Here is an 11783-nt window from a genome sequence, read left to right on the forward strand (position 1 = left end):
AGTACCTAGATACAGCCACCTCGTCAATACGGTGTAAAAACCCGGGGCGCTGGCCGCAGTGCGGTTAGGAAGACCTTGACCACGTTACTACTTACGCGCGTCAAGGAGAATAAATCATGGATGTATCACTACTCGTTTGGTCAGTTACGGTCGGAGCAATTCTCCTACTCGTTATTGCTGATCTACTCACCGTCAGTGCAAAGCCCCACGAAGTAAAGTTTAGAGAAGCTGCGGGCTGGTCAATTTTCTATATCGGAATCGCAATCGGTTTCGGCATCTGGGTCTGGCAACAATATGGAAGTCAGATGGGAACAGAATTCTTTGCCGCTTATCTTGTTGAGAAATCTCTCTCCGTAGATAACCTCTTTGTCTTTGTCATCATCCTCGCTCAATTCGCGGTGCCGAGTGCGTTCCATCAGCGCGTACTTCTCATCGGCGTAATTTTAGCGCTCGTACTTCGCGCCATCTTTATCGCAGTGGGTGCCGCAGCACTTCAAGCATTCGCATTCACATTCGTTATCTTCGGAGCAATCTTGATCTGGACCGGTGTTGGTCTCTTCAAGCATTGGGATGAAGATCCTGAACCAGGCGATAACGCAATCGTGAAGCGTATTCGTAAGCGCATCACGATGGTCGATGAATTCCATGGCACAAAGCTCTTCATCCGCCAGAACGGCAAGCGCATTGCAACACCTATGTTCTTAGTGATGATTGCTATCGGTTCAACAGACTTGCTCTTTGCTCTGGACTCAATCCCTGCAACATTCGGCGTCACTTCTGAGACCTTCTTGGTTTTCTCAGCTAACGCTTTTGCGCTGCTTGGGCTGCGAGCTCTCTACTTCCTCGTGAAAGGCTTGCTAGACAGACTTATCTATCTATCTCTTGGCCTCTCAATAATCTTGATGTTTATCGGGGTTAAGTTGATCATGACTTATCTTCATGAAGAATTCACTTCTATCCCGAAGATTTCCACACCTGTCGGCTTGGCCGTCATTGGTACTATTCTTGTTATCTCGACAGTTGCTAGTTTGATTAAGACAAAGTCTGATCCGACAGCAAAGGCACATGCTGGTCGTGTAACAGGAAGCAAGGACAATGAAGGCGAAGATAGCTAAGGCGTGGAAAGCTCTTCCAGGCCCCGTCCGTAAAACAATTGTGTTGGTCGTTGGATCAACTCTGATTATTCTCGGATCACTTCTTGTTGTACTTCCAGGTCCATTTACTTTGCCACTGATCATCCTTGGGCTCTTTGTACTTGGCCTCGAATTTGCATGGGCGCAGAGAACTCTTGAGCAAGTAAAAGCACAAGGTTCGAAGCTCAATCCTAAGAAGTTGTTTAAGAAGTAATTCTGGGCATGCATCAAACTCTCACCGTTGAAGAGTTGCACGAAGATAAGTGGGCTCGTTACAGAGATATCCGTCTTGCTGCACTTGAAAACGATGGTCATGCGTTCGGCGGAAATCTAGAATCTGAAAAAGCTTTCACCGAAGAGGAATGGCGATCAAAGGCGCGGCAATACATTGCCTTAGTCGCAGTAATTGATGGCAAAGATATCGGCATGATGACTGTCGAAAATCTCAGCGGAGATTTCGGAGCCACATGCTGGGTTGGAAGTTGCTGGGTGAATTCAGAATTTAGAAAATTCGGAGCGCTACGCGCACTCTTTGAATATCTCGATAAGGATGCCGCCCAAAGAGATTGGCTTATTCAGGGGCTAGGCGTCTGGGTTGATAACGAAATTGCGATTAAAGCCTACGAAAAAATTGGTTTTGCATTGATGGGGGAGAAGCAAGAAAGCACGCGCAAGCCTGGAATGTATTACCAGCGGATGATTAGGAAGACGCCTAACTAGTTACGAAAGTTGAACTCGGTACTGACGCTTGCCGGATTCAAGAACGTAGGTGTCATAGAGCCCGCGCGCTACTTCGTTATCTGCGTCCGTATTCCAATAAAGACGTGAACATTTCATTTCAAGCGCGAAGGCTTTGACGTAATCGATAAGCGCTCTGCCCGCACCTGAGCCGCGAACTTCTGGATCAACGAATAAATCTTCGAGGTAGCAATGCCCGTTGGGAGACCAGGTTGAATTTTGAAGGTTGTAGGTCGTGAAACCAACAACCGTTCCATCAAGTTCTGCAACGGCACATTTCATATTGAATTCAGGATCCATGATGCGAGTCCATGTGCGCTCAGTCTGTTCAGCAGGGACAGCTGTCTTATAGAAGTCGAGATATCCCTGCCATAGAACGAGCCAGCGCTCTTTATCGCTTTGAGCGATTGGTCGAATTGAAATAGTCATTTAGAGTTTAAATGAAGGGTACTTATCTGAAACTAGAAGGAATGCATAACCATTTACTCGGTTCCAGAATCGAAGTGTTGAAAGTACAAACTTTCCAGCCCACTTCGGATACTTACCTGTAGACCATGTCATGATCCAAGCGACGAATGTCATTCCAAGGGCGATGATTGAGTAAATCAATCCAACGATGATGAGTGGAATTGCAAGGAACCACTTCACCAATGGCAGCCAACGATTGAGAGTCTTTCCACCCTTGATATCCGGGAAGATGACTGCAATATTCTTGTTGCGTTCAATGGAAGGGTAATCATCAGTCAGAAGAAGAACGTAGGCGATGACGCGAGTTTCTAGCTCGAGAAGAGCGTGGTTGAAAGTTAAAAGGTAACTTGGGTAAACCTCGCGGAAGAGAAGAGCAAGCAGTGCAGGCATGATGATGAAGCCTGTAGCCCATCCTGCGTTGCTATTGATCGAAAATGCGCCTAGGAATATCGCTACTGGGAAGACCAGGATTCCACGCCAGAAAACTGTGGCTTTATTGCGCTTCTTATATTCGATTTCTACTTCAGTTTTAATTTGTTTGCTCATGGTCTAATCCTAGCCTCGCATATACCCTTTCCCAATGACATCACGCGAATATGCAGTTATTACTGGAGCAAGTAGCGGAATCGGCGCAGCAACTGCACGAGCGCTAGCGGCAAATGGATATCACGTGATCGCTGCTGCAAGACGAGTCGACAAATTAACCGCTCTTGCATCTGAATCACCACACATCGAAGCGGTTGAACTCGATGTCACAGATCAATCCAGCGTCGACGCACTTGTAGCGCATCTAGGAAATGCACCTGTTTCTGTCTTGGTACATAGCGCTGGTGGTGCATTCGATGCCGATTCAGTGATGGATTCAGATCCAGAGCTTTGGCAGAAGACTTTTGATATCAACGTTGTTGGCGCAGTGCGCATGGTTAAAGCGATTACTCCGCTCTTTCGCGAACATCGCAAAGGCCACATCGTTCTTATTACATCTACCGCCGCGCATCGCACTTATGAAAATGGTGGAAGCTACGCAGCAGCTAAATTTGGTGAAGCATCTCTTGTAGATACCTTGCGCCTTGAACTCAACGGCGAGCCCATTCGAATTACCGAGATCGCTCCTGGCATCGTAAAGACAGAAGAGTTTGCGAAGATTCGCTACAAAGGCAATGTTGATGCGGCGGCAAAGATTTATGAAGGTATTGAAAAGCCACTGGTTGCCGATGATGTTGCTGAGGCAATCCGTTGGGTTGTTATGTTGCCAGATCACTTCAACGTTGATTCGATGATGATCAAGCCACTAGCGCAGGCAGTTTCACACAAGGTCTATCGCAAGCCAATTCGTTAAAGGGAGTCAAGACTGATGTTCTCTGATCTCAGCATTAAGCGCGCCCGTGTGGGAGTAACTCTCTCTTTTCTTACTCTCGGGTTTAGCGCAGGGAATTTCGTATCTCGTATTCCTGATATCAAAAGCAAGCTCGAACTTTCAAACTCTGCGCTCGGTATTTGCTTGCTCATGATGTCTGTAGGAGTGCTCGCGGCGCTTGGACCCGTGGGTAAATTTGCCGCAAAGTTGGGTAGCGCTCAGACACTTAAAGTTGCTACCGCAGCTCTCTTACTTGTACAGCCCTTCGTTGGTTTGGCTAACTCTGTCGTAACTCTTTCTGCAGCGCTCTTTATCTTCGGCATGACTGTTGCTTCGCAAGATGTATCAATGAATACACATGGAGTGACCCTGGAACAGAAATCTGGCCTGCGCTATATGAGCAGATTCCACGCCTTCTGGTCTGTCGGCGGTCTTATCGGAAGTATTTTTGGTGGTTTATTCGCGCAAGCTGAGGTAAGTGTTTTTATCCATATCATCGTTGTGTCGATTGTTAGTGCCATTGTCACTGTCATTGGGTCTCGACTACTTCTTTCTGCAGATGCAGATAAGCACATTTACACAGAAGAGCAGAAGGCTAAGAAAAAGCGCCCACCACTAATTCTCATCATGGGACTACTTGGTATGGCTGCATCTGTCGGCGAAGGCTCGACAGGCGATTGGGGAGGCGTGCTTGCGCGCGAAACTTTTGGCGCATCTGCATTCGTCAGCACAATTCCATTTATTGCATTCTCATTCACCATGGTCGTCGGTCGTTTCTTTGGAGATCAACTTGCGACAAAGTTTGGCCCCAATCGCATCCTTAAAGTTGGCGGATTCATTGGTGGAATCGGTTTAGCTACGGGTCTCATTGTTGGCGGAACTGGTGGAGTTATCTTCGGTTGGTTGCTTTACGGAGCAGCACTTTCTGCCGTAATTCCGCTTCTCTTTAGCGCAGCAGGCTCAATGGCCAATAAGCGATTTGCTGGAAGTATTTCACCAGCTGAAGCGGTCGCAATGATCTCGGGAATTTCTTACTTTGGATTTATTGTTGGCCCACCATTAATGGGATTTGTTGCAGACTTGATCACACTGCGTTGGGCGATGCTTATTCCGGCAGTGCTCGCCATCATCATTTCGGCAAGCTCTCGAATCTTTACGAGCGATTAACGACTCTGTAATTTTCTAGCGTTGAATCGGTTGCATATGCGATTCGAACTCCCGCAGCACGAGAAGCGCTAAGGCCTTCAACAATCTGCTTAGTCAGAACTTCACCAGGAGCAACAACTGCGACTCCAGGTGGGTATGGTGCAATCAAATCTGCAGAGATTCGTCCGACGGCATGTGCGGCAGAGACTATCTCGGTTTCCGCAAAGTAAGCATCACGCATTGAAGTAGCGCGTTGTGGAACAACGGACCAGCTGAGCGCTGTTGCACTTTCGCGACGTTGTTCTTGGCGCTTCTTTAAAATCGGAATAAGAGCATCGGCTAGCGCATCAAAGTCAGCTTCAGAATCTGCAATCGTTGCAAGGAAGACGATGGTGTCGCGATCTGCCATTTCCACGCGAATTCCCTTCGCTTGCAGATCTTTTTCGATTTCAACGCCTGATGTGCCAAGCTGCTGAACGCGAAGAACAATCTTCGACGGATCAAAGCGTCCTGCTGGGAAATCTGACGGATAGAGAAAAATCGGTAGCGCGAATTCTGCTTGCACCATCTCTTTAAATCGGTGAATGTTGTTGAGAAGCTTGCCAATAAGTTCTTCGCCTCGAGTTTCAAGTAGTGCGCGAACTCCATCGATTGATGCAAGAGGTGCTCCTGCGGGCGATGTCGTATGTGTTGTCTCAAAACTTTGTTCGAGTCTTTCGGCGCTCAGAAGCGTTGTGCGTGCAAGCAGTAGGGCAGAGGCGCTGTATCCAGGAAGTGCTTTATGTGTACTGGTAATGAGTGCATCGGCACCAACTTGGAATGCATGGCGGGGAAGATCTGAGTGGAAACCAAAGTGACCACCCCATGCCGCATCGAGAATCACCGGAACCTTCACTGCATGTGCAGCTTCGATGAGCGCAGGAAGATCTGAAATCGTTCCGAGGTAACCAGGTTCGGTCAGCAGAACCGCAATTGGTTTTTCGTTCAGTGCGCGCTTTAGCTCTGCGATTCCGATTCCGATTGGCACACCGGTTGCTTCATCAATCTCAGGTGACATCCAGATTGGTTCGAGTCCTGCCAGAACGAGTGCGCTTAGAACAGAACGGTGAGCAGTGCGTGAGACGGCAACTTTGTCGCCAGGCTTTCCGAGAGCGAAGATGATCGCTTGATTTGCGTGGGTAGAACCTCCGGTTGAGAAGCGCGCATAGTCAGCGCCCCACAACTTCGCAGCCAGTGCTTCAGCTTTCTTTAAGGTCTGATTGGTTAACTTGATTTCATCGAGGCCACCATAGAGAGGTGTATCGGAATCAACGACTGCGCCTAAACCAGCGTCGAGCGCGCTGGTCTTCTGCTTGTGGCCAGGAATCGTGAATGGTGTTCGAGCGCTCTCGAAGTATGAGAGATAGGCATCAAGAAGTGGTGCGCTGTCTCGGAGATTGCTCATGTGGCAAGCCTAACTTGTACAGAGCCATGGTTGGGCTCGCATCAGAAAATGATGGGCTTAGACTTTCACCATGACATCAAAGGACCCCCTCCCACAATCACGCCACTTGGCCACTGAAATTCCAGGGCCACTATCAACTGCAGCAATGCAGCGACGTAAAGAGGCTGTATCTGGGGGACTAGGAACTGCGATGCCGGTGATTGTCAGCCGCGCACATGACGCAATTATTGAAGATATCGATGGCAACCGCATCATCGATATGGGTTCAGGTATCGGAGTAGTTAACGTTGGAAACTCTGCACCTCGCGTTGTAAAGGCAGTGCAAGAAGCTGTCGCAAACTTTACGCATACAAACTTCACCACTGTTCCTTACATGGGGTACATCGAAGTATGCGAAGCGCTCAATCGCCTGACTCCAGGAAAGTTTAAAAAGAAGTCGATCCTGCAAAACTCAGGTGCAGAAGCCGTTGAGAATGCAATCAAGATTGCTCGTCACTACACAAAGCGTGCGGCTGTTGTTGTCTTTGAACATGCGTATCACGGTCGCACCAACCTCACTATGGCACTGACTGCAAAGAACATTCCTTACAAAGATGGCTTTGGTCCATTCGCTAATGAGATCTATCGCATGCCAATGCCTTACACATATCGCTACAACGGCAATCCTGCGACTATCGCTGAAGATTCACTCGCAGCTGTTATTTCAAAGATTGAGAAAGAGATTGGCGCACATAACGTTGCGGCAATCTTGATCGAACCTGTTGTTGGCGAAGGTGGATTTATCGTGCCACCAGTTGGCTTTATGCCAGGACTTCAGAAATTTGCTACCGAAAACAAGATTGTCTTCATCGCTGATGAAGTTCAGTCAGGCTTTGCTCGCACAGGAAAGATGTTTGCTGTAGAGCATGAAAATATGGAACCAGACATGATCATCTCTGCGAAGGGAATCGCTGGCGGAATGCCGCTTGCAGCAGTTACTGCTCGCGCTGAAATTATGGATTCATCTCATGTGGGTGGACTCGGCGGAACATACGGTGGAAACCCTGTGGTCTGTGCTGCAGCTCTTGCCGTAATTGAAACCATTGAAGAAGAGAAGCTCGTGGATCGCGCTGCGCATATCGGCACGATTCTCGTGGACTCACTCAACGCCCTTAAGGCTAAGTACCCAATCATTGGCGATGTTCGTGGTCGTGGTGCAATGGTTGCAATCGAACTCGTTCACGCTGGTACTAAGGATCCAAATCCTGAAGCGATGGCTAAGGTCATCAAGTACTGCCAGAGCAAGGGTGTTCTCATCCTTACTGCGGGAACTTACGGCAACGTAATTCGCTTCTTGCCACCATTGGTTATTACAGATGAACTTCTTAAGGATGCCCTTGGTGTTCTTGCAGAAGGCTTCGCAACTCTCTAATCCACGCGTAAGAATCACCGCGTTATCTCACCCCTAATGGGGTGATTTTGGCTTCACATCCCCCCGCTTTTCCATCACCCTAACACCATGGCAACGGCAAAGGGTGAGGCAGCGGAGTTCGAGGTAGCTCCCGGAGTGACACTTTCGCGCACTCTCATTCCAACCTTGCCGCCAAATTACTTATCCCGAAAGCATCTATTTCCTCTTCTTGATAATTCGTCACCAAGTACGACAGTTGTCATTGCACCTGCCGGGTACGGAAAGACTTCCGTCGTTGCCGAATGGGCGCTCGCGCATCGTGATCGCGTTATCTGGTTAACAATTACCGAAAGTGATTCGCTTGAAGATATGGCGGCGCTCTTTATTCAGGCGACAAGAAACATTCTTCCAGGCTTTGCGCCGTGGTTTGAAGGCGAAGCAAGCGTTCGCCCAGTCGAAGTAGTTCGCCGTTGGGGCAATGAACTTCTTGCAACAGGTAAAGATTACATTTTTATCATCGACAATCTTCGTGAACATACCAATCGCGACGTCGATATTGCTTCGCGCCTTGTTGAGCAATTTCCCAAGAACATTCAATTCGTAACAATCCGCCGAGATTCTTTAGAAACGGTTTATGCCACATTCGCTTCACGTGGTGCGCTCTCAGTTGTCACTGCCAATGATCTCCAATTTTCTGACAATGAGATTGCAACTCTGGCAGCAATGCACAAATTAGATTATGAGGATAGCGAAATTCGGCAATCTCTCGAAGGAGCACATGGTTGGCCGGCAGCTGTCTCAATGCTCGTCTATCAAATATCTAAGAATAAGAAGCCGGTAGATTTTGAGAAGTTGGTTTCTTCTCAATCCGAACCTCTAAGGGCTTTAGCTTCATCCGTAATTAACTCGCTGGATGATCAGACACGATCCCTGATTACTTCCCTTGCTGTCGTTCAAGAATTTACCCATGAAATGGCTGAAGTTATCCTCGGCGATGATTATTCCTATGATGGTATTAACCAGATAGCACTTGATGGCAACTACTTCACTCAAACAGGATCTCCAGAGCAGAGCTTTGAATTTTCGACACTTGTGCGAGAAGTTCTTCTGACTGAGCTTCGAAAAGATAAGTACAAGAAGATGAGAATTCACTCGGCGCTTCTTGCATTTCATGAGAATCGCAACGAACCGAACCTCGCCCTAGAGCACGCCTATCTCGCAGGCGATTTTGAGAAAGTCGCAGAAATTTTCCCTGATGCTGCTCGAATCTTGCAGTCAACAGGTCGCGGGCGCGAACTGATTCGCTGGTCCATCTTTGCCGGCGACAATTCAGAGTTAGGTCTACTCAAACGTGCGACTGTTGAACTAGCAGGACGTTTAGCCAATCAAGAGTATGACTCTGTTTTCAGCATGATTGATCAGATGAATTTCGATGCGCAAGGAACGGTGCTGGAAGGATTCATCAAGCAACTCACATATGGATCCAGAGCGTACGTAGAAATGGCGTTAGGGCGTTTTGATGAGTTCGATCAGAGTTATGCGATTGCGATGGCAAATAATGAAGGTCCAATTACATTTGGAATTGAAGAGCAGATTGGCTTATTGCGCCTGGCCGCGATGAAGAGCTTTATTCTGGATGAGACTGAATCGGTAGAAGCTTTATATGAAGAAGCGAAAGCGCTAGCCAATAAATCTAAACTTCCCAATAACCACCTCTTGCTCTCATCTATGAATGCGATGGCGCTTTTTCAACGAGGCGACTACCGCAGAGCGTATGAAGCTGCCTCGGTTACCTATTCTCAGTTCACCAAACGTGGTTATGTCGGAATCTTTGGTCCGCTAGATTCGATGTTCATCATTGCGCGCTGCCATCTTGAATTTGCAAGACCTCGCGAGGCCTTTGAGGTCTTTGGACAGATCAGAAACCTAGGAGAGCAGTGGCAGCAATGGGCTTGGCATTTCTTTGCCGACGGTTACTTTGCTCGCGATCTTGTGATGCGCGGGATGGTGACTGAGGCGCTCGACAATATTAAGCGGGCCAGAGAACGGGCCAGTGAAATTGAATTTTCAGAAGGCCTTGTTTCAATTATTGATCTGAGCGAACTCTTCATTCGATTTACTGTTAAAGATAATGAACGCTTAGGGGCACTCTTAGAACGTGCGCCGAAACTTCGATTTGTGCAACAGATAAAGCTTGCCTATGACGAGCGCATGGGTAAGAAATCGGTTCGAGAAGAAGTGAAGAACCTACCTGCGCGAACTCCTCGCGAAAAGATTTGGAAGCATCTCGCTGACGCTCACGAAGTAATTGATCAGGAGAATTTGGCGATGAAGGAGATGAAGAAGGCTCTCGAAATCGGAGCCACAGTAGGTGCGAAAGAAACTTTCCTTCGTCAATCATCGGAAATGGGGAACCTCATCTTGAAAATTGCTGGCGAGAATCCAACTGTCTATCTTGAAGATCTAGCCTCTAGCGTCGCCGAGCGCATTAAGTCAGATGCCAACCGACCATCAGAATTTGCTTCATCGCTGACTAAGCGCGAACTCGAAGTCTTGCGACACCTTTCAACGGATCGCCCAATCAGTGCAATTGCTGCCTCACTTCATATCTCGCTGAATACGATGAAGACTCACCTCAAGAATTTGTACCGAAAGATGGAGGTAGACGGCCGCGTTTCTGCCGTTGAGAAAGCAAAGGCTCACTTCATTCTCTAGCGTCGTGCGATACTTCGCATGTGTACGAGAAGGTAATTGATACTCCGCGTCTAGAACTTCATCATATTTCTGCGCAGGGCATCATTGAGTTATATGAAAACAAGGATGATGTCATAGCGATAGCGGGCCGAGACTTCACAAACCCACATCAGAATCTTGTTATAGAGAGCGGTCCATTGGGTTGGCGTGTTCCGCAGGTGAAAGTTGATCCATCAGTAAACAAGTGGTTTGTCAGATTTATAGTTCTCAAAGAGAGCAAGGAAATTATTGGCAGCACTAGTTTTCATGGAGTGCCTGATTCCGAAGGAATGATGGAGATTGGCCTTGGCATCGAAGAGGCTTTTCAAGGCAATGGATATGCCAAGGAAGCTCTTAAAGGCATGTGGAGTTGGGTCTGTACCTTTCCTGAGGTAAAAACTCTGCGATACACCGTGAGCCCAAATAATCTGCCATCCATCGCTGTGATTAACTACTTTGGTTTCGACTACAAGGGCCAGCAGATTGATGAGGAAGATGGTCCAGAAAACATCTACGAGATGAGTACTTCTGAATTTAAGAGTAAATGGGGGAAGCAATGAGCGATGACTTCGATGCAATCGTTGGGGATATCGATGACGAACTCGACCTCACGCTCTATGCAGATGCTGCCGAACTTGCTGAAGAGGTAACTGTTCAGATTCTGGCTGCGATTGAAAAAGGACTTAAGTTAAAGAGCCAATTTCATTTGGTGCTCACCGGTGGCACCCTAGGCGTGCAGATCTCAGAAGCGTTAGTCAATGAATTCAATGCCGATTCAGATGGCTTTGCCGGCCTTCATATCTGGTGGAGCGATGAACGTTTTGTTCCTGCAGATAGCGTTGAACGAAATGCTTTCCCATTTCACAAAACTGTGACCAATACAAAAATCGTAATTCACGAAGCCCTTGCATCAGATGTCGCAAAGAGCATTGATGAAGCGGTGAGTGATTACGACTTAGCGCTAGAAAATGTAGATATCGATCTCAATGTTCTGGGTCTGGGCCCTGACGGTCATGTGGCTTCACTCTTTCCGGGAATTGCAGATATCGATGATCATAGAAAAGTATTTGCAATCACTGATTCACCAAAACCACCGGCGGTTCGCGTTTCATTCACGATGTCATTAATCAATAGCGCTGCAGAAGTTTGGATCGTTGCAGCGGGTGAAAGTAAGGCCGATGCGGTCACAAAGATTATTGAGGGAGATCTCTCGATACCGGCGAGTTATGTTCGTGGAAATTCACACACTCGACTCATCGTTGATACAGAGGCCTTCTTTTCAGAATAATTTCACCTGAAATTTGCCTGGATTCGAAAGTTAAACGCTGCCTCATATAGACTACGAGCCTCAACGTTGAGCGTTTTCTACAGCGA

12 protein-coding genes are annotated in these 11783 nt (G+C 47.7%); 9 read left to right on the forward strand and 3 right to left on the reverse strand.

What is annotated here, in order from left to right:
• The first annotated feature begins 116 nt into the window (after positions 1 to 116).
• From A1sIA56_RS01520 to A1sIA56_RS01530, 3 genes are read left to right on the forward strand one after another with little or no spacing between them, the layout of a single operon-like run.
• Positions 117 to 1115: a TerC family protein gene (locus tag A1sIA56_RS01520; RefSeq protein ID WP_095673200.1), complete on the forward strand. Its 999-nt coding sequence runs from the start codon at positions 117 to 119 to the stop codon at positions 1113 to 1115.
• A complete protein-coding gene (locus A1sIA56_RS01525; RefSeq protein ID WP_095673201.1) occupies positions 1096 to 1347 on the forward strand; it encodes a PGPGW domain-containing protein in 252 nt (83 codons plus the stop codon). The genes A1sIA56_RS01520 and A1sIA56_RS01525 overlap by 20 nt, the downstream gene beginning before the upstream one ends.
• 8 nt (positions 1348 to 1355) lie before the next feature.
• Entirely contained in the window at positions 1356 to 1853 is a 498-nt protein-coding gene (locus A1sIA56_RS01530; protein WP_095673202.1) for a GNAT family N-acetyltransferase, read from the forward strand.
• On the opposite strand, the gene A1sIA56_RS01535 is transcribed toward A1sIA56_RS01530, so the two are convergent.
• On the reverse strand, positions 1854 to 2300 hold the full coding sequence (locus tag A1sIA56_RS01535; protein ID WP_095673203.1) for a GNAT family N-acetyltransferase: 447 nt from the start codon (positions 2298 to 2300) through the stop codon (positions 1854 to 1856).
• The gene (locus A1sIA56_RS01540) at positions 2301 to 2885 is read right to left on the reverse strand and encodes a DUF4389 domain-containing protein (RefSeq protein WP_095673204.1); all 585 of its coding nucleotides are present in this window, start codon (positions 2883 to 2885) and stop codon (positions 2301 to 2303) included.
• A 34-nt stretch (positions 2886 to 2919) separates the two neighbouring features.
• Between A1sIA56_RS01540 and A1sIA56_RS01545 the strand changes: the two genes are divergently transcribed.
• Both A1sIA56_RS01545 and A1sIA56_RS01550 read left to right on the forward strand, forming a co-directional pair.
• The gene (locus tag A1sIA56_RS01545; protein WP_095673205.1) at positions 2920 to 3678 is read left to right on the forward strand and encodes an SDR family oxidoreductase; all 759 of its coding nucleotides are present in this window, start codon (positions 2920 to 2922) and stop codon (positions 3676 to 3678) included.
• Between the two features lie 15 nt (positions 3679 to 3693).
• The gene (locus tag A1sIA56_RS01550) at positions 3694 to 4863 is read left to right on the forward strand and encodes an MFS transporter (protein ID WP_095673206.1); all 1170 of its coding nucleotides are present in this window, start codon (positions 3694 to 3696) and stop codon (positions 4861 to 4863) included.
• Here the strand turns inward: A1sIA56_RS01550 and A1sIA56_RS01555 are convergent.
• Positions 4850 to 6286, reverse strand: coding sequence for an aminotransferase class I/II-fold pyridoxal phosphate-dependent enzyme (locus tag A1sIA56_RS01555; RefSeq protein ID WP_095673207.1), 1437 nt, complete (start codon positions 6284 to 6286; stop codon positions 4850 to 4852). The two genes, A1sIA56_RS01550 and A1sIA56_RS01555, sit on opposite strands and share 14 nt — an antisense overlap.
• 70 nt (positions 6287 to 6356) lie before the next feature.
• Here A1sIA56_RS01555 and gabT point away from each other — a divergent pair, with 70 nt between their 5' ends.
• From gabT to pgl, 4 genes are all read left to right on the forward strand, one after another.
• Positions 6357 to 7697, forward strand: coding sequence for a 4-aminobutyrate--2-oxoglutarate transaminase (gene gabT, locus A1sIA56_RS01560; protein WP_095673208.1), 1341 nt, complete (start codon positions 6357 to 6359; stop codon positions 7695 to 7697).
• Between the two features lie 87 nt (positions 7698 to 7784).
• Positions 7785 to 10391: a LuxR C-terminal-related transcriptional regulator gene (locus A1sIA56_RS01565; RefSeq protein WP_095673209.1), complete on the forward strand. Its 2607-nt coding sequence runs from the start codon at positions 7785 to 7787 to the stop codon at positions 10389 to 10391.
• Positions 10392 to 10411: 20 nt separating this feature from the next.
• Positions 10412 to 10969, forward strand: a complete 558-nt coding sequence (locus A1sIA56_RS01570; protein ID WP_095673210.1) for a GNAT family N-acetyltransferase — start codon at positions 10412 to 10414, stop codon at positions 10967 to 10969.
• Positions 10966 to 11697, forward strand: coding sequence for a 6-phosphogluconolactonase (pgl, locus tag A1sIA56_RS01575; protein ID WP_190277018.1), 732 nt, complete (start codon positions 10966 to 10968; stop codon positions 11695 to 11697). Before A1sIA56_RS01570 ends, pgl begins: the two co-directional genes overlap by 4 nt.
• Positions 11698 to 11783: the final 86 nt, after the last annotated feature.

It is taken from the genome of Candidatus Planktophila sulfonica, from assembly GCF_002288065.1.
GTDB classification, from domain to species: domain Bacteria; phylum Actinomycetota; class Actinomycetes; order Nanopelagicales; family Nanopelagicaceae; genus Planktophila; species Planktophila sulfonica.

What these genes read in the sequence shown, in the direction of transcription:
- gabT (WP_095673208.1), top strand. Translation starts at nt 6,357, where the DNA reads ATGACATCAAAGGACCCCCTCCCACAATCACGCCACTTGGCCACTGAA.
- A1sIA56_RS01550 (WP_095673206.1), top strand. Translation starts at nt 3,694, where the DNA reads ATGTTCTCTGATCTCAGCATTAAGCGCGCCCGTGTGGGAGTAACTCTC.
- A1sIA56_RS01555 (WP_095673207.1), bottom strand. Translation starts at nt 6,286, where the DNA reads ATGAGCAATCTCCGAGACAGCGCACCACTTCTTGATGCCTATCTCTCA.
- A1sIA56_RS01565 (WP_095673209.1), top strand. Translation starts at nt 7,785, where the DNA reads ATGGCAACGGCAAAGGGTGAGGCAGCGGAGTTCGAGGTAGCTCCCGGA.
- A1sIA56_RS01540 (WP_095673204.1), bottom strand. Translation starts at nt 2,885, where the DNA reads ATGAGCAAACAAATTAAAACTGAAGTAGAAATCGAATATAAGAAGCGC.
- A1sIA56_RS01530 (WP_095673202.1), top strand. Translation starts at nt 1,356, where the DNA reads ATGCATCAAACTCTCACCGTTGAAGAGTTGCACGAAGATAAGTGGGCT.
- A1sIA56_RS01520 (WP_095673200.1), top strand. Translation starts at nt 117, where the DNA reads ATGGATGTATCACTACTCGTTTGGTCAGTTACGGTCGGAGCAATTCTC.
- A1sIA56_RS01545 (WP_095673205.1), top strand. Translation starts at nt 2,920, where the DNA reads ATGACATCACGCGAATATGCAGTTATTACTGGAGCAAGTAGCGGAATC.
- A1sIA56_RS01525 (WP_095673201.1), top strand. Translation starts at nt 1,096, where the DNA reads ATGAAGGCGAAGATAGCTAAGGCGTGGAAAGCTCTTCCAGGCCCCGTC.
- pgl (WP_190277018.1), top strand. Translation starts at nt 10,966, where the DNA reads ATGAGCGATGACTTCGATGCAATCGTTGGGGATATCGATGACGAACTC.
- A1sIA56_RS01535 (WP_095673203.1), bottom strand. Translation starts at nt 2,300, where the DNA reads ATGACTATTTCAATTCGACCAATCGCTCAAAGCGATAAAGAGCGCTGG.